Below are 17,940 nucleotides of genomic sequence, written 5' to 3'. Positions count from 1 at the left end.
ATTAGCCTCCCCAATGCCCACGGGCGCTGGAAGAACGACCATAGCCGCCGCGAGAAACGGTTGACGCTTTTTTGGTGGTAAAGCCGCCCGAAGAGTAAGACTCTTTTTTGCCAGAACCGGAGCGCCAGGAGTAATCACCAGAAGTGTTGCGCCAGACGGGGCGCGAAGCAAAAGAGGAACCGCCGCTGTTATAAACAAACTGCTCATCGCGATCTTTACGAATAACCCGGCTTAACAAAAATCCAGAAACGACCGGGATCCAACTCTGTTCAACGTTGTCGTAGTAACAATTTTCATACTTAGACTGACAATTCTGCTGAGTCATATTCTTCGGAACATCGGCATAAAACGCCGCTTTAGCGTTGTTCCAGCCATGAGCACAGATATCTGAATTATTACCGTCATCAATACAATCCTGCACAGTCGAGTAAAACGTTCCGTCGCCGTCGTTATCGACATCGCCACTATCGCCACAACCTTTCAATACGAAAAAAGCGGCACCGCCCATTAGCGCCAACGTTAAGTATTTTTGTGCGTAGCGATTGCGACGCGGTTCAAAAGGATTATTCGGTCTGCCAATGCGACTGATCGCTCCGTGACCAATTTTACTGTTATTTCTTGATTTGCGTTTTCTGGCCATGATCGTCCATTACCATGTCATACAAGCTGCGTTAAAAATACCACCAGCCAGTGCGGCGGTTCCCATAAACATTCCTGCTGCGGTATTGTGATTAATAATTTTTTCGCTTAATGCGGGCATATAAAGCCTGACGCCAGCAAAAACGAGTAACTGAATCACCAGTGCGATCCCGCCCCAGGCGAAATAGTCTGGAATACTCACCGCATTGATTGCCGCACTGGATAACGGGATCACGTAACCCAACAATGTACCGCTGAATGCCAGTGACGCCGCGGTATTATTGTTTTTGATTAATTGCCATTCGTTGTGCGGTGTAATTTTGGAGTAGATAAACAGAAAAACAATCACCATAGCCGCGCCAATAAAAAAATAGGCACTAAAGGCAAGAAGTGAATCCAGTATATGCATTGTAAACGTCCTTGTAATTAACCAATAATATGAAGTGATGTCAGCGGGATATCGACACCCAACGCGCGCGAAAATAACCACTCTGGCTCACCGAGATCGTTAAAAGATTCCTCACCATTTAGCAGCAAATATTCGTAAGTATCTTCGGTTACTTGCCGTTGGTAGCCCATGGTAAAATTATGGACCTCCCATTTGGCATGGTTTTGATTTTCTACTTTTTCCAGCATGTAGACGGGTTCGATATTTCCCGGCTCTTCACTGTTAAAAAATCGCTGCCAGCGTTTTTCCTGCCAGTTTAAGGTCATAGCCCCCATCGCTTTGGCGTTGATCGCCTCGCGCCAGTGGCTCTCTTTACTGATACCGTAGCTCTCTTCATAGACAAAGAGCTTAATATCATCAATGTCATCAATATCTTCACCGCCGGTGGTATTGATTTGCAGAAATTCATCGCCCGAAGTGTAGTAGCGGAAAATCTGGCTACCGCCGCCCAGATCGATGCGGCTGACGGCGGCTACCGTAAATTCCTCACCCGGCAGCGCAATCAGCAATTCATCTTCCAGCAAACGAAACGCTAACGTGTCGAGCGTAAAACCACTATTGAGATGCAGACCCAGCGGACCGCGAGCGATAGCAGGCTTATTATCCTTGCCAAACAGACGCTGGAAAAAACCAGACATATTTTATCCTTAAAATAGTTGCCAGCCTTGCAGTGAGGCCGGCAAAAAATTACTCGCCCTGTTGGCGTTGCAGTCTTGCTAATACATCCTGGGCGCTACTTTTATTGCTACCGCCAATTCCGGCTTCCGCCAGCTTTTCATCAAGATCGCGACCGTCTGCGACTTTTTCCAACTGTGCGGCAGCATCCAGGCGAGCCTGACGTTCGGCCTGACGCGTTTGCAGGCGTTTTAAGGATTCTGCCGCTGTCGAAACGCTGGAAGATGCGCCAACGGTAGAGGTCGTTACAGCCTGTTGTGCACGCTGCATGGCTTCAGTAGCTTTAACGACTTCCATTTGCTGCTCAAACTGAGCGATACGCTGCACTGTCGCTGTAACTGCTTTTTCCACGCCATCACGAGAGACTTCCAGATTCGACAACACTTGCTCTTCAGCGGTAATGAGATTCTCAAGACGCGCGATTTCTTCAGCAACTTCGTTAATCAACGAGGGATTAACATTCTTGCTTAACGCTTCCAGCGCACGAGCTTCCAGACTGGCTTTGCGCTCACGTAAATCTTTCAGCTTATCGTGACTTAATTTCACCCGCGCCAGCAGATCAACGCGAGATTTTCCGGCTTTATCGAGTTCAGCTTTAGCGTCACGAATATGCTGTTCCAGCATGCGCACGCCCTGGGTTTCTTCAATGGATTCTTCCGCTTGGGAGATAAACGATTTCCCCAGCGTAAATAAACTTTTTAAAATTCCCATAAATACCCGTCCTTGTAATTAGTGTGAATATTCTTCTGTAATTTCAGCCAGATCCAATGCGTTATCTACCAGCGAGGTTATCTCAAGCAGGATATCTTCAAGAGAAGATTTAAGCGATAACGCCCCGAAAACAATGTAATACTCTTCCTGTTGTACGCTGGAGATCCCTACCGATGACAACGGCATCATCTTCTGATTTCTTAATAAGAAGGTATTAAATTCATCTGGATTGCTGATACTACTTACCGGACAAATAAAGGTTTCGATAATCATTTGGCGGGAAGTAAATAGAATATTGATTTGCAAATCGCCATAATCATTCATTTTAATAATTAATGCGTTCTCGCCATTTGTTACATCAATATTTTGTTCAGGTACAGTTTGCAGCGCCGTCGCCAGCACCAACGGATTCCATGTCATATATTATTCCATATAAATTAAGTTTAAATATTAATAAAATGAATATTTGCAGTACGTAATTATCTTACCAGCTAAACACAAAAAAAAACCATCCAAATCTGGATGGCTATTTAGAAGAACCAAAAATTTAACGCTATGCATACGATAAAAAATGCGCCAGTCTACATACGCTGACGCTAATGATTAGTCACTACAAGTCTAACGACCGCTTCCACAACATAAAGTCAAACTGTTCAAGTTTGTCTGCCTTCACGACGTAGTCCTTACTGGCAGTTTCAATAACTTTTTCAAATAATTCTCTACTCACATCTTCCAGCGGAGTGCCGTCAATCACTGGGCCACAGTCGAAATCAATCATGTCAGACAATCGTCTGGCAATCGTGCTGTTGGTGGATATTTTTAACACCGGAACAATCGGGTTACCGGTGGGCGTACCAAGACCCGTCGAGAAGATAACCACATTACATCCTGCTGCTACCAATCCGGTTACCGCGTCCACGTCATTGCCCGGAGTACACACCAACGATAATCCACTATCGGGCATCGGTTCAGCGTAATCGCATACACTCACAATTGGCGCTCGCCCGCCTTTTTTCGCTGCTCCGGTAGATTTTATTGCGTCAGTAATCAACCCATCCGCAATGTTGCCAAAACTTGGGTTATCCGCAATGGTGGTATCGAAAAAGTTCGCTGTCTTTTCGTAGCCTTGCATTAGATTGAGGAACTTTTTTTTATCCTCAAGATTAATACAACGCTTAACCATATCACCTTCTGCCCCACATAATTCTGGAAATTCTGCTAACCCGGAAGCGCCACCAAGCGTTGTCAACCAGTCAGAAACCAGCCCCATTGCAGGGTTGCCGGAGATACCAGAAAAACCATCGGAACCACCACACTTCATCCCCACTTTGAGACAGGAAAGAGGGACCTCTACTCTTTCTGTCGGCTTCACCGCTTTCATTGCCTCGAAAGTCTGCTGTAAAGCGGTCTGCATCATCCGCTCTTCGCTGTCCCACTCCTGTTGGAGAAAGTAGAGCGCAGGTTTATCAAATTCAGGATTACGTCTCGCCAGCGCATCCTTAAACATTTTCTGCTGCGCTTTTTCACATCCTAAACTGAATACCGTCATACCGATTACATTCGGATGGTCAGCATAAGCAGCTAATACATCGCACATAGTTTCACAGTCTGAAGTTGCACCACCACAACCACTGGTGACCGTAATACAGCGAACACCTTCAATATGCGGGAACATTCTCGCGGTTTCGATCAGTTCATCGCTACCGGACGTCAGATTAAGAGCAAACTTTTTCAGTGAGTTATTGGTATAACCCAAAGCATCATTCAAAGCATTGGTTAACTTACTGACATTACGGTTCTCGCAAAATACCAATGGAAAGACTAACCAGTAACTGGCAGTACCCACTCTGCCATCGTCACGGACATAACCTTTAAAAGTGCGGGTGCTCCATTCAGAGACATCCGGTGCCTGCCAGTGGTAGGGTTCAACATCCTCCAGTGTGACAGGAGCTGCATAGTGGCGAATATTATCAACGGTAATCGCTTCTCCCTTAACGATGGGACGCGTGGCCTTGCCAACTGGCGTACCGTACATCGAAACAATGCCATCCAGAGGAATATCTTGCGTCGCAAACTTATGTTTAGCCTTAACATCAGTTACTAACGTTATGTTGTCGTCATCCCACGAGTACGATTCTCCAGCGTGCAGGTCTTTCAACGCGACAATGAGATTATCGTTACTGTCGATACGTAATATTTTTTGCATAATCATATTCTTCCAGTCAGATGTTCAATCTTATTAACTGTATGCTTTTGCTGCCTGTTGGCTCTTTTGCAGCAATCCAATCAATAATGCGCAGCCGATAGTAATTACAGACAACGCCATCAATCCGGCGATGCTGCTATCCATTGCCCGATCAACCTCAACACGGATAAGAGGAGCAAGGAACGAGCAGAAAGCGCCCATCGTGGTGCAAAAACCGATCCCCGCAGCCAGTGCCGGACCAGTAAGAAGTTGTGGAGGGAAAGTCCAGAATATTGGCTGTACTGAGAGGAAACCAACCGCACTTAAACAAAGTGCACCAATCGCCACAACAGGCCCCGCAAATGCGGAAAGGGCAAGGCCGACAGCAGCAGCCAACATACACATAACCGAAATGGCCACACGCCGGGAAGGATTGCGGTCAGCAATTCGCGGAATGTAATAGACGCCAAAAGCAGAGCACGCCCATGGTATTGCCGCGACTAATGACTGCTTAAAGCCAAGGCTTTCTCCCATCAGCGATGCAACCTGTGACGGAAGGAAAAACATTAAACCATATACTGATATCTGGATGGTGCCGTAGATTAATGCCAGATGCCAAACTTTGGCATTTTTCAATGCTGAAATCACTGAACTGGTTTCTGTTTTCTGTCGTTCAGATTCCAGTTGCTTATTCAAAGCGTCTTTTTCTTCCTGGGTAAGAAATCGCGCTTTCGTCGGATTATCATCAAGGTAGAACCAGGCAAAGATACCAAGCACTAATGCCGGCAATCCCTCAATGACAAACATCCAGAACCATCCTGGACGTCCCATCCAGCCATGTAGTTCAAGTAAAGCTCCCGATATTGGCGAACCGAGCGTTAACGCCAGCGGCACCCCCAACACAAATATTCCCACGACCGATCCGCGAACCTTGTTAGGAAAATAAATGGATGCGAGCAGTAAAATGCCGGGATAGAACCCCGCCTCGCCCAGCCCTAACAGAAAGCGCAAAATAATAAATTGCGTTTCACTGGTGACAAATCCCGTCATTGCCGAGAGAAGGCCCCAAATTGCAGTTGTAATACTTAACCACTTTTGTGCGCCGATTTTATTGAGGATCAGGTTAGCTGGAATGCCGAAAAGTGCATAGGCAGCGAAAAATATTCCTGCACCGAGAGCGAATGCCGACTCTGATAATCCAATATCCAGTTTCATTGCATCTTTGGCAAAGCCAACATTTACCCGATCAATAAAGGCAACAAAATACATTATGAACATTAAGGGTACTAAACGTTTCCACGATTTTTGAATTGCGGAATTCAACAGCGGATTATCGTATTGGGTTATATTAGCCATAAATAAATCCTTAGTTCTGTTGGTAAGATATTCTATTTATAGGTTTTATATTATTTATAATAATCGGTGACAGATAAAATTTCCTGCAATCTCCGGGATTGAATATCATCAAGTATATTAAATGGTGAAGAACACCGTTCTGATTGAATAACCCCCTTTAACTGAAGGGCTTTTTTGAAAGTGGGAATAAAAGGAGAATTCACGCTGTAAACGGCCATTAGTTGATCGACTATCTGCTGATGCTGCGCGACTGCAAGTAAATCGTCATTCATGAATGCTTGCATCCAGGAGGCAAAAAATTCAGGGACAATATTGGATAAACCACCAATACAGCCATCTCCACCAGATAGTATGTTGTGGGCAAAATTATTGTCATATCCTGCATACACTTCAAAATGAGGGATATTTTTCTTTACGGTATTGATAACCTGCGCAGTATGGAAAGCATCAGGGACGGTATCTTTCATACCAATAATATTGGGATACTTATCTGCCAGTCGTAAACAAATCTCTGGTGATACGCTGTACCCGGTTCTCTCCGGGAAGTTATAAATAAAAATATGAGCCGGGGTTTGGCTTGCAATCGTACTGTAGAAATCAAAAATAGCTTCATCATCCAGAGGGAAATAATAAGGACTGATGATCATCACACCATCCAATCCTTGCTCCCAGGCGTAATTGGCCAGTGATATTGATTCATTGACGTCCATGCGACTGGCTCCGGCATAAGCCTTCATATCGCCTCGGGAAAACTCACTACAGGTTTTAATCATTTGGCGGGCGTTTTCCATATTAAGCGAAAAAAACTCACCAGTACTGCCCATCACAACAAACCCGGACACGTGATTTTTAATAAAATCATAAACCTGAGTGTTTTGCTCAGGATCGATTCGCCCTTGTTCATCAAATATGGTGACAACGGGGGTTATGTAACGACTTTTCATGCCTACCTCATCATAGTTTTATTGTTCATATATACAAACAACGTTTTTAAATACAAACTAAAATGAGTATACCCAACCTCAGAAATGAGTCAAATTTAGCCAATCACAGAAGTAATACACATAAGATATTGATATATTTGGAGTAATTATGCAGGGGGTCTGCATAAAAAACAATCACAGTTCTTTTTTTATCCGTTTTATGACCAGTATCACGCTAAAAAAGGACTGATGGGGTCAACAGCAGTCAAGGAACGCGAGGGGGTTAATTTACTTGAATTATAATTCTCCCTAGAATGGTGCATTACTCATGGTAAGGGAAATAGTCATTATGGAACATAAGCCTACCATCCGGGTGTTAGAGATACTGGAAGCACTGGCAGCGGAGAATCAGGGTGTTTCATTAACTCACCTTTCGGAAAAAACAGGCATCCTGAAAGGAACGATTTTTCCCATCCTCAAAACGCTGGTTGAACAGCGGTACATCAGTTATGACGCTAATACCCAGCTTTATAATCTGGGGATCTCCTGCTCGATTCTGTCCCGTGCTTTCCTCGACAGATCGTACTGGTTAAAAATGGTTTACAAAGAGATGAACAACATTGTCAAAGAGTGCAATGAAGTTTGTCAGATGGGGATCCTGGACGGTGCAGATGTTTTATATATCAATAAGGTGCAGGCGGCACAAACCGTACAACTGGTTTCACATATTGGGACTCGTCTGCCTGCTATCTATTCTGCGCTGGGAAAAGCCATTATCTGTGAATACAGTGATCAACAAATTCGGCAACTCTACCCTGACGGTTTTGTTCCCATGACATCGTATAGCGTTACGACCCTGGAACAATTGCGCCAACAACTTGAGGATGCCAGAGTAAATGGCTATGCATTTGATAACAGGGAAATCAATGAGGAGACGGTATGTTATGCTGTTGCCTTAAAACAGCGAAATAAAACGCTTGCCGCCATCAGCATTTCAATACCCGTATTTCGTGCGACAAAAGAAAAAATTGCCGATGTCACGCGTATCCTGCTGAATGCACGTTCGCGTATTGAACAGGAACTCAACACCTTACAGGATATCAATATCGGTATTGATTCCCACCATTAAGGGTATTTTCCATTCGAAGCCCGATACGTAAAAATTATCGGGCTAACAAAATATCCATTGAATGGATAGCGATGAACTAGCTGCGCTGGCGCACCGCTTCAAATAAGCAAATTCCGGTCGCAACCGAAACGTTCAGGGAAGAAACACTTCCTGCCATTGGGATGCTGATCAACTCATCGCAATGTTCACGGGTCAGGCGACGCATACCTTCACCTTCCGCGCCCATCACCAGCGCCAGGCGTCCGGTCATTTTGCTCTGATAGAGTGTATGATCCGCCTCGCCTGCCGTACCGACGATCCAGATATTCTCTTCCTGCAACATACGCATGGTGCGCGCCAGATTAGTCACCCGAATCAGCGGAACGCTTTCTGCCGCGCCGCAGGCTACTTTTTTCGCCGTGGCGTTGAGCTGTGCGGAGCGATCTTTCGGCACAATCACCGCATGAACTCCTGCGGCGTCCGCGCTACGCAGGCACGCGCCGAGGTTGTGCGGATCGGTTACACCGTCGAGGATCAGCAGGAACGGTTGATCGAGCGAAGCGATCAGATCCGGCAGATCGTTTTCCTGATACTGACGTCCTGGCTTCACGCGGGCAATAATGCCCTGATGCACGGCACCTTCGCTTTTCTCGTCGAGATACTGACGGTTCGCCAACTGGATAACCACGCCCTGGGACTCAAGGGCGTGAATCAGCGGCAACAGACGTTTATCTTCACGGCCTTTTAAAATAAAGACTTCCTGAAAACGTTCAGGGGCGCGCTCCAGCAGGGCCTGCACTGCGTGGATGCCGTAAATCATTTCGCTCATTAATATACTCGTTGTTTACGTTTTGCCTGATGCACTACGTTTATCCGGCCTACATGCTCCCTGCAATATATTGAATTTGCGTGATTATGTAGGCCGGATAAGGCGTTCACGCCGCATCCGGCATGAACAAAGCGCATTTTGTCAGCAATCTAACCCTCTTCTGTTTGAAGAGGGTAATGATCACTCTGCCACTTTTTTCTTCGCCGCACGCTTCGCTTTGGTCGCTGCGGCTATTTTCTGCGTTTTCGCCGATGGCTTTTTCGCTTTTCTCGCGTCTTTCTTCGCCGCTTTCGGCTTCGTTTTTTTCTCACCGCGGAAGGCGCTGTCTGGCTCAAAGTTTACCTTTTTACCGACCTGACGACGCTTGCCGCCTTTTTTACCTGCATCGCCTTTTTTCGCTTTCTCGCGCGCCGTTTTACCGACGTTGCGCGGTGCGCGTTCGCTGGAGATCAGGCTAAAGTCGATTTTGCGCTCGTCCATATTAACCGCTTCGACGCGAACTTCTACGCGATCGCCCAGGCGATAAGTCTGGCCACTGGATTCACCCATCAGGCGTTGCCCTACCTGGTCAAAGCGATAGTAGTCATTGTCCAGCGAAGAGACATGGACCAGACCATCAATGAACAAGTCGTCCAGACGGACGAAGAAGCCAAAGCCAGTGACGCTGGAAATTACGCCTTTAAAGACGTTACCTACCTGGTCGAGCATGAAGTCACACTTCAGCCAGTCAGCTACATCGCGTGTTGCTTCGTCGGCACGACGTTCCGCCATCGAACAGTGCTGACCCAGTTGCAGCATCTCTTCCATCGAATAATGGTAACCGCCGGTTTCAGTAGTGTTGCCCTGATGCCCCTGCTCTTTCGCCAGCAGATACTTAATGGCGCGGTGCAGCGTCAGGTCAGGATAACGACGAATCGGCGAAGTAAAGTGCGCATAGGACTGCAATGCCAGACCGAAGTGACCACGGTTTTCCGGATCGTAAATCGCCTGTTTCATCGAGCGCAGCAGCATGGTTTGCAGCATTTCTGCGTCAGGACGATCGGCAACCGACTCCAGCAGCTCCGCGTAGTCACGCGGTTCCGGCTTGTTACCGCCCGGCAATTCCAGCCCCAGCTCCGCCAGCACTGAACGGAAAGAGGTAATTGCTTCGGTGCTCGGCTTGTCGTGAATACGGAACAGTGCTGGTTCCTTGGCTTTCTCAACGAAACGCGCCGCCGAGATATTCGCCAGAATCATACACTCTTCAATTAATTTGTGTGCGTCGTTACGCTGGGTCTGTTCGATACGTTCAATACGGCGTTCAGCGTTGAAAATGAACTTCGCTTCTTCGCTCTCAAATGAGATCCCACCGCGTTCTTCACGGGCTTTATCCAGCACTTTATAGAGGTTATGCAACTCTTCGAGATGCTTAACCAGCGGGGCGTACTGCTCGCGCAGATCCTGATCGCCCTGCAGAATATGCCAGACTTTGGTGTAGGTCAGACGTGCGTGAGAGCTCATTACCGCTTCATAGAATTTGTAGCCAGTCAGGCGGCCTTTCGACGAAACCGTCATCTCGCACACCATACACAGGCGGTCTACCTGCGGGTTGAGCGAACACAGACCGTTAGAGAGCACTTCCGGCAGCATCGGGATAACCTGCGAAGGGAAGTACACCGACGTACCACGGTTACGCGCTTCTCTGTCCAGCGGTGTTGGCGGACGCACATAGTAGCTGACGTCGGCAATCGCGACCCATAAACGCCAGCCGCCGCCGCGTTTTTTCTCGCAGTAAACTGCATCGTCAAAGTCACGGGCGTCTTCGCCATCAATGGTGACCAGCGGTAAATCGCGCAGATCGACACGGCCCGCTTTTGCTTCTTCCGGCACTTCTTCTTTCAGCCCGGCAACCTGTTGCTCAACGGCCTGCGGCCAGATATACGGAATTTCATGGGTACGCAGAGCGATATCAACCGCCATGCCGGTGCCCATATTGTCGCCAAGTACTTCGACGATTTTACCCACCGCTTTGGTACGGCGAGTCGGGCGTTGGGTCAGTTCAACCACCACCACAAAGCCCATCCGCGCGCCCATGATCTGATCGGGCGGGATTAAGATATCGAAGCTCAAACGACTGTCGTCAGGAACCACAAAGCCGACGCCCGCTTCGGTAAAGTAGCGACCAACAATCTGGCTGGTTTTTGGCACCAGTACGCGGACAATACGCGCTTCACGACGACCTTTACGGTCAGCACCCAGCGGCTGCGCCAGCACCTGATCGCCATGAATGCAGGTTTTCATCTGCTCGCTGGAGAGATACAAATCATCTTTACGCCCTTCAACCCGCAGAAAGCCGTAGCCATCACGGTGGCCAATAACGGTACCTTTCACCAGGTCGAGGCGTTCCGGCAGCGCATAGCACTGACGACGAGTGAAGACCAGTTGACCATCGCGCTCCATCGCGCGCAGGCGGCGACGCAGGCCTTCAAGCTGCTCTTCGCCTTCAATGTGCAGTTCTACCGCCAGCTCATCACGGCTGGCCGGTTTTTCACGTTTGGTTAAATGTTCGAGGATAAATTCCCGACTAGGGATGGGATTCGCGTATTTTTCAGCTTCGCGTTCCTGGAAAGGATCTTGTGACATCTCGGTTCCTCCGTTGTCATCTCTGATGAAGATTTTCGTCACTCCACCAGCAATAATTTATAAAGCGGTTGATTCTCTTCAACCAAATCGGCAAGCGTGTAGTTATCCAGTTCCGTAAGAAAACTTTGCACGGCCTTAGAAAGTGCCTGTTTCAACCGACAGGCAGGTGTAATGTGGCAAAACTCACTGCTGCAATTCACCAGCGATAAGGGCTCCAGCTCGCGCACCACATCACCAATACGTATCGCACTCGCCGGTTTACCCAGACGAATGCCGCCATTTTTTCCACGAACAGCAGTCACGTAGCCGGCACGACTAAGTTGATTGATTATTTTGACCATATGATTACGGGAGACGCCGTAGACGTCAGTCACTTCAGAAATACTGGTCATCCGCCCTTCTGGCAATGACGCCATGTAGATCAGCGCACGTAATCCGTAATCAGTGAAACTCGTTAACTGCACATCAACCTCAAAAGGGAAATCGGGAAAAAATACATTTATATTGATGATAAACCAGCCACAAGCTGTGTCGCTAATTTATTTCAGTTCGGGGAAGGAAAAAAGCGAGGATTTAACACTGTGTCGGAAAGCGTAATGGCTTAACCGACACAGCAATGTATCACACTGTTAGCCCGGCAGGCAAAATATCTGCCAGGCGTACCAGAATTACGCGTCGAACGGGTCGCGCAGAATCATGGTTTCAGTACGATCCGGACCGGTAGAGATGATATCGATCGGCACACCGGTCAGCTCTTCAATACGCTTGATGTAGTTCAGCGCCGCCTGCGGCAGGCCGCTACGATCTTTCACGCCGAAGGTGGATTCAGACCAGCCCGGCATGGTTTCGTAAATCGGCTCTACACCTTTCCAGTCGTCAGCTGCCAGCGGAGTGGTAGTCACTTCACGACCATCCGGCATACGGTAAGCCACGCAGAGTTTCACCTCTTTCAGGCCATCCAGAACGTCCAGCTTGGTCAGGCAGAAGCCAGACAGGGAGTTCAGCTGTACCGCACGACGAACGGCAACGGTGTCCAGCCAGCCGGTACGACGACGACGACCCGTAGTTGCGCCGAATTCGTTACCCTGCTTGCAGAGGAACTCGCCAGTTTCATCAAACAGTTCAGTCGGGAACGGACCTGCACCCACACGAGTGGAGTAAGCTTTGAGGATACCCAGAACGTAATCAACATAACGCGGGCCCAGGCCGGAACCGGTCGCCACGCCACCAGCAGTGGTGTTGGAAGAAGTTACGTACGGATAAGTACCGTGGTCGATATCCAGCAGCGTACCCTGAGCACCTTCGAACATGACGAAATCGCCACGCTGACGCGCCTGGTCGAGCAGGTCAGAAACGTCAACCACCATAGAAGTCAGGATGTCGGCAACAGCCATCGTATCATCCAGAACTTTCTGGTAATCAACCGCTTCAGCTTTGTAGTAGTTAACCAACTGGAAGTTGTGATATTCCATCACTTCTTTCAGTTTTTCAGCGAAGGTTTCTTTGTCGAAAAGGTCGCCAACACGCAGACCGCGACGTGCCACTTTATCTTCATAAGCAGGCCCGATACCACGACCGGTGGTGCCGATCGCTTTCGCGCCACGCGCTTTCTCACGCGCGTTATCCAGCGCAACGTGATAATCAAGGATCAGCGGACATGCTTCAGACAGCAGCAGACGCTCACGAACGGGGATGCCACGGTCTTCCAGTTCTTTCATCTCTTTCATCAGCGCGGCCGGAGACAGCACAACACCGTTACCGATGATGCTGGTTACATTCTCGCGGAGAATACCTGATGGAATAAGATGGAGAACGGTTTTTTCACCGTTGATTACGAGAGTATGGCCTGCGTTGTGACCGCCCTGGTAGCGTACAACATATTTAGCCCGTTCAGTCAGAAGATCGACGATCTTACCTTTACCTTCGTCACCCCATTGGGTGCCCAGTACGACGACGTTGTTACCCATTTTTCAAAATCACCGTTTGCTTAAAAATGGATTCTACCATCGCTTTTTCAGAGTTACAGCACTTTTTGCACTCAAAAATGACCTCGATCAGTCTGTTTTTTGTTCAGCCAATCGTTTTCCTCAACATGTAGTAGACCACAACGCCCGCAACCACAAGTCCACCGCCAAAACGACGTAAAATATTATCGGGCAAATTGGTCATCGCAGAGATCATCTTCTTCCATGCCTTCGGGTAAAGCATCGGCCCTAAACCTTCCAGCACCAAAACCAGGGCAAGCGCCAGCCAGATTGTCGAATTCATTGATTATCCTTATAGAAAAAGAAAACCACCGACATCCCTGAGGATGCGGTGGCTTTATTGACCTGTACCGCAGTCGTTATATTAACGCGTTGCGGAAGTCGGCGTCTTCATGTAGCGGAAGAAATCGCTATCCGGGCTCATGACCATCACGTCCTGATTGCCAGAGAAGCTGTTCTCATAAGCACGCAGGCTACGGATAAATGCGTAGAAGTCCGGATCTTTACTGAATGCATCAGCAAACAGTTTGGCTGCTTCTGCATCGCCTTCACCACGCATGATGCGGCCCTGACGCTCAGCTTCTGCCAGCGTTCTGGTCACTTCATAGTCGGCAGTCGCGCGCAGTTTTTCCGCTTCTTCCTGACCTTGTGAACGGTGACGACGCGCTACCGCTTCACGCTCGGCGCGCATACGGTTGTAGATCGCTTCAGACACTTCGGTCGGCAGGTTGATCTGCTTGATACGCACATCGACAACTTCAATACCCAGCGCCGCCATACTGTTCGGGTTGATGACCGGAACTTTGCCCTTCGTCTCAGCCGTTACGCGCTCTGCCGCTTCGGCAATGGCGTTATCTGCTGCCGGGGTAGTAACTTCATCTTCTGTACCCGCAGAACCGGAGTTCAGCGCGTCACGTACTTCGAGGGTCAGACGACCACGGGAATCGGTGACGATATCTTTCACGTCCAGGCGACCAATTTCAGAACGCAGACGGTCAGAGAACTTACGTTTCAACAGCACTTCCGCTTGCGAAATGTCGCCACCGCCCGTTGCCAGGTAGTAACGGCTGAAATCGCTGATGCGCCATTTGATGTAAGAGTCGACGATCAGGTCTTTCTTCTCTTTGGTCACAAAGCGGTCGGCCTGGTTGTCCATTGTCTGAATACGTGCGTCGAGCATTTTCACCGTTTCAATGAACGGTATCTTGAAATGCAGACCCGGCTCATAAACCAGAGGTTTGTTGTCATCGTCACGCAGTACCTTACCAAAACGCAGCGTAATACCGCGCTCACCTTCTTTGACGACAAAGACAGACATGTAAAGCACTACCAGCACGATGATGATAATCGCGATAACTGACTTACGCATCGTTATTCCCCCTGACGCTGGTAGTCGTTACGCTGCGCGTTGGCGCGGCGTTGGTCCATAATATCGCCCTGACTGGTGGACGACGTGTTGCTTGCTCCACTGGTTGTGGAGGAAGAGGCTGGCGGCAGACGCAGCAGATTGCTGGCACCGTTATCGCTCTTCGCCGCAGGGGCGTTACCACCTTTCAGCATCTGGTCTAACGGCAGAACCATCAGGTTGCCACCTTTATCGTTAACCAGCACTTTGCGGGTGTTGCCCAACACTTTTTCCATCGTCTCGATATACAGACGCTCGCGAGTAATTTCCGGCGCGGCTTTATATTCCGGCAGAAGTTTAGCAAAGCGCGCCACTTCACCCTGAGCTTCCAGGATGGTCTGGGCCTTGTATGCACGCGCCTCTTCGAGGATACGTTGCGCCTGACCGTTCGCACGCGGCTGAACTTCGTTGGTATACGCTTCTGCTTCACGAATGTATTGCTGTTCGTTTTCACGCGCGGCAATCGCATCGTCAAACGCCGCTTTTACTTCTTCCGGCGGACGAGCTGCCTGGAAGTTGACGTCCAGCAGCGTGATACCCATGTCATACGGACGAATCGTCTCTTCCAGTTCGCGCTGAGTATCGCTACGAATCACGGTGCGACCTTCCGTCAGAATGCGGTCCATGGTGTATTTACCGATAACCCCACGCAGGGCGCTGTCGGTAGCCTGACGCAGGCTGTCATCCGGGCTGGTCACGCTATACAGATATTTTTCCGGATTGGTGACGCGGTACTGCACGTTCATCTCAACGCGCACTACGTTCTCGTCCGACGTCAGCATCACACCAGAAGCGGCCAGTTCACGCACGGCTTCCACGTTCACCGGTTTGACTTCGTCGATAAACGTCGGTTTCCAGTTCAGACCCGGCTCAACCAGATGGCTGAATTTACCAAAGCGTGTTACCACGCCACGTTCGGCTTCTTTAATGGTATAGAAACCACTGGCCGCCCAGATAATGACAATCGCTGCCGCTGCGATGGTAACGACACGACCGCCAAGCTGCGGGCGCGGGCCTTGCGATGAACTGCCACCGCCAGATCCGGTGCCTTTACCGCCGCCCAGACCACCGAGCTTTTTGCTCAGCTTGCGGAAGATATCATCTAAATCAGGTGGCCCTTGATCGCGACCGCCTTTGTTTCCATTTCCCTCAGAGTTGCCGCCAGGTTTGCTGCTTCCCCACGGGTCGCGGTCTTGTCCGTTATTACCGGGCTGATTCCACGCCATGTTTGTGCTCCATATTTGTTATGCGGTGATCCCTGTTGTCTTTCGACGCCAGAGGATATGACTCCACGCTTCAGACGCTACGCCGTTAGATCAGGTAATCGATCAACGCCGGTTCTTGTTTACAGAGGCGACGCCAGTCAACGATCGGCATACGAACTTGCAGACTTACGCTGCCGTCCTCCTCCATCCACTCTTTTTCTATTGCCTGAAGCTGATAAAAACGACTTCTCAAACGCCCTTCCTGCGGTGGCAGACGCAATGTATGCTGCGCCACCTCGCCGGAAAGCCGCTCCGTCAAAGCCTGAAAAAGCTGTGGTATCCCCGCTCCGGTCTGTGCGGAAAGCCAGACACGGATCGGTTTGTTCTCTTCGTCCCGATCAATACGCGGTTCGAAATCTTCCAGCATATCGATCTTGTTCATCACCAGCAGGGTTGGGATCTCGTGAGCGTCGATCTCTTCAAGAACCGTATTCACCGCTTCGATGTTTTCTTGTACACGTACATCCGCCGCATCAATGACGTGCAGCAGCAATGTGGCTTGCCGCGTCTCTTGTAACGTGGCTTTAAATGCCGCCACCAGATCGTGCGGCAGGTGGCGAATAAACCCTACGGTATCTGCCAACACGGTTTCACCGACATCTGCGACGTCAATACGCCGCAACGTCGGGTCGAGGGTGGCAAACAACTGGTCTGCCGCGTAGACCCGCGCTTCGGTGATGCGATTGAAAAGGGTAGATTTACCGGCGTTGGTATATCCCACCAGCGAAACAGTAGGAACGTCGGCTTTGATACGCGATTGCCGCCCCTGCTCACGCTGCTTTTCAACTCTTTCCAGGCGCGACTGTATCTGCACGATGCGATTACGCAACAAACGACGGTCGGTTTCGAGCTGGGTTTCACCCGGACCACGCAAACCTATCCCGCCTTTCTGTCTTTCAAGGTGGGTCCAGCCACGCACCAGGCGCGTAGCCAGATGGCGCAGCTGCGCCAGCTCAACCTGCAACTTACCCTCATGGGTACGCGCACGTTGGGCGAAAATATCTAAAATAAGGCCGGTGCGGTCGATGACACGACACTCGCACAAACGCTCCAGGTTACGCTCTTGCGCCGGGCTCAGGGCATGGTCAAAAAGAACGACCGAAGCACCCGTCGCTTTGACAGCTTCCGCAATTTCAACTGCTTTACCTTCACCTACAAAATACTTTGGGTGCGGCGCTTTACGGCTACCGGTAATCACCTGCAATGCTTCGACACCGGCGGAAGAGACCAGAGATTCAAACTCCTGGAGGTCTTCCATATCTTTGTCTTGCGTAAAATAGATGTGTACCAGTACCGCCTGCTCACCAGCATCATAACGGTCAAACAAGCGTATAACCCTCTAAATAGATCAGCGGGGAACGCAGGATCGCTGGCTCCCCGTGTAAAAAAAACAGCCCGAAACCTTATTCGGTTTCTTCGCTGTCCTGTTGCGCGGAAGTATTCTGCGCGCTGCTACCATGATGGTAGTTACTGCTGGTACCGCCACCGGCGTTGTTACTGTGATGAGAAACCGGGCGAGACGGGACAACAGTAGAAATCGCGTGCTTGTAAACCATCTGGCTGACCGTGTTTTTCAACAGGATCACGAACTGATCAAAAGACTCGATTTGCCCTTGCAGCTTAATACCATTCACCAAATAAATAGAAACTGGAACACGTTCCCGACGCAGTGCGTTCAGGAACGGATCTTGTAAAGATTGCCCCTTAGCCATTCTCTCTTTTCCTTATATGCTTATTTGTACTTTGAACCTTTCGATTCTGAAAAAATTGCGCACGATACGTCTCAATT

The 17,940-nt window shown here is 49.3% G+C and carries 18 protein-coding genes; 1 reads left to right on the top strand and 17 read right to left on the bottom strand.

The annotated features are described in order from the left end of the window. Position 1 precedes the first annotated feature (1 nt). The 8 genes from ACJHXB_RS16725 to ACJHXB_RS16690 form a co-directional block, all read right to left on the bottom strand. A complete protein-coding gene (locus tag ACJHXB_RS16725) occupies positions 2 to 640 on the bottom strand; it encodes a DUF1190 domain-containing protein (RefSeq protein ID WP_000101676.1) in 639 nt (212 codons plus the stop codon). Between the two features lie 9 nt (positions 641 to 649). Continuing rightward, positions 650 to 1,048 carry a DUF350 domain-containing protein gene (locus ACJHXB_RS16720; protein ID WP_000547746.1) on the bottom strand — a complete coding sequence of 133 codons (399 nt, stop codon included), beginning with the start codon at positions 1,046 to 1,048 and terminating at the stop codon, positions 650 to 652. A gap of 17 nt (positions 1,049 to 1,065) precedes the next feature. Then, positions 1,066 to 1,725, bottom strand: a complete 660-nt coding sequence (locus ACJHXB_RS16715) for a YjfK family protein (protein WP_000012565.1) — start codon at positions 1,723 to 1,725, stop codon at positions 1,066 to 1,068. A 49-nt stretch (positions 1,726 to 1,774) separates the two neighbouring features. Beyond that, complete coding sequence (locus ACJHXB_RS16710; protein ID WP_000511961.1) at positions 1,775 to 2,473, bottom strand: PspA/IM30 family protein; 699 nt, start codon at positions 2,471 to 2,473, stop codon at positions 1,775 to 1,777. Positions 2,474 to 2,491: 18 nt separating this feature from the next. Further along, positions 2,492 to 2,893, bottom strand: coding sequence for a YjfI family protein (locus ACJHXB_RS16705; protein ID WP_000220146.1), 402 nt, complete (start codon positions 2,891 to 2,893; stop codon positions 2,492 to 2,494). A 190-nt stretch (positions 2,894 to 3,083) separates the two neighbouring features. Continuing rightward, positions 3,084 to 4,679 (bottom strand): UxaA family hydrolase, encoded by a 1,596-nt coding sequence (locus tag ACJHXB_RS16700; RefSeq protein ID WP_001424054.1) that lies wholly within the window; start codon positions 4,677 to 4,679, stop codon positions 3,084 to 3,086. A 33-nt stretch (positions 4,680 to 4,712) separates the two neighbouring features. Further along, the gene (locus ACJHXB_RS16695; protein WP_001284217.1) at positions 4,713 to 6,014 is read right to left on the bottom strand and encodes an MFS transporter; all 1,302 of its coding nucleotides are present in this window, start codon (positions 6,012 to 6,014) and stop codon (positions 4,713 to 4,715) included. A 50-nt stretch (positions 6,015 to 6,064) separates the two neighbouring features. Beyond that, complete coding sequence (locus tag ACJHXB_RS16690; RefSeq protein WP_000842399.1) at positions 6,065 to 6,958, bottom strand: dihydrodipicolinate synthase family protein; 894 nt, start codon at positions 6,956 to 6,958, stop codon at positions 6,065 to 6,067. A gap of 328 nt (positions 6,959 to 7,286) precedes the next feature. Between ACJHXB_RS16690 and ACJHXB_RS16685 the strand changes: the two genes are divergently transcribed. Beyond that, positions 7,287 to 8,066, top strand: coding sequence for an IclR family transcriptional regulator (locus ACJHXB_RS16685; protein WP_000400401.1), 780 nt, complete (start codon positions 7,287 to 7,289; stop codon positions 8,064 to 8,066). 76 nt (positions 8,067 to 8,142) lie between these two features. Here ACJHXB_RS16685 and rlmB read toward each other — a convergent pair whose 3' ends face one another. The 9 genes from rlmB to hfq form a co-directional block, all read right to left on the bottom strand. After that, complete coding sequence (rlmB, locus tag ACJHXB_RS16680; protein ID WP_001293287.1) at positions 8,143 to 8,874, bottom strand: 23S rRNA (guanosine(2251)-2'-O)-methyltransferase RlmB; 732 nt, start codon at positions 8,872 to 8,874, stop codon at positions 8,143 to 8,145. A gap of 180 nt (positions 8,875 to 9,054) precedes the next feature. After that, a complete protein-coding gene (gene rnr / locus ACJHXB_RS16675) occupies positions 9,055 to 11,496 on the bottom strand; it encodes a ribonuclease R (RefSeq protein ID WP_000076316.1) in 2,442 nt (813 codons plus the stop codon). Positions 11,497 to 11,534: 38 nt separating this feature from the next. Continuing rightward, complete coding sequence (gene nsrR, locus ACJHXB_RS16670; protein WP_001177639.1) at positions 11,535 to 11,960, bottom strand: nitric oxide-sensing transcriptional repressor NsrR; 426 nt, start codon at positions 11,958 to 11,960, stop codon at positions 11,535 to 11,537. Between the two features lie 204 nt (positions 11,961 to 12,164). Continuing rightward, complete coding sequence (gene purA, locus ACJHXB_RS16665; RefSeq protein ID WP_000527955.1) at positions 12,165 to 13,463, bottom strand: adenylosuccinate synthase; 1,299 nt, start codon at positions 13,461 to 13,463, stop codon at positions 12,165 to 12,167. A 103-nt stretch (positions 13,464 to 13,566) separates the two neighbouring features. After that, positions 13,567 to 13,764, bottom strand: a complete 198-nt coding sequence (locus ACJHXB_RS16660) for a DUF2065 domain-containing protein (protein ID WP_001089295.1) — start codon at positions 13,762 to 13,764, stop codon at positions 13,567 to 13,569. Between the two features lie 81 nt (positions 13,765 to 13,845). Then, complete coding sequence (hflC, locus tag ACJHXB_RS16655) at positions 13,846 to 14,850, bottom strand: protease modulator HflC (protein WP_001232412.1); 1,005 nt, start codon at positions 14,848 to 14,850, stop codon at positions 13,846 to 13,848. Between the two features lie 2 nt (positions 14,851 to 14,852). Next, on the bottom strand, positions 14,853 to 16,112 hold the full coding sequence (hflK, locus tag ACJHXB_RS16650; protein WP_000312488.1) for an FtsH protease activity modulator HflK: 1,260 nt from the start codon (positions 16,110 to 16,112) through the stop codon (positions 14,853 to 14,855). An 85-nt stretch (positions 16,113 to 16,197) separates the two neighbouring features. Continuing rightward, positions 16,198 to 17,478, bottom strand: coding sequence for a ribosome rescue GTPase HflX (hflX, locus tag ACJHXB_RS16645; RefSeq protein WP_000460360.1), 1,281 nt, complete (start codon positions 17,476 to 17,478; stop codon positions 16,198 to 16,200). A gap of 76 nt (positions 17,479 to 17,554) precedes the next feature. Next, a complete protein-coding gene (gene hfq / locus ACJHXB_RS16640; RefSeq protein ID WP_001051883.1) occupies positions 17,555 to 17,863 on the bottom strand; it encodes an RNA chaperone Hfq in 309 nt (102 codons plus the stop codon). Positions 17,864 to 17,940 lie beyond the last annotated feature (77 nt).

Origin of the sequence: Escherichia sp. WS3227_2 (assembly GCF_046486495.1) — a bacterium.
Classification (GTDB): domain Bacteria; phylum Pseudomonadota; class Gammaproteobacteria; order Enterobacterales; family Enterobacteriaceae; genus Escherichia; species Escherichia coli.
Note: the sequence above shows the minus strand (reverse complement) of the source record. Positions and strands in the feature narration are given on the sequence as shown.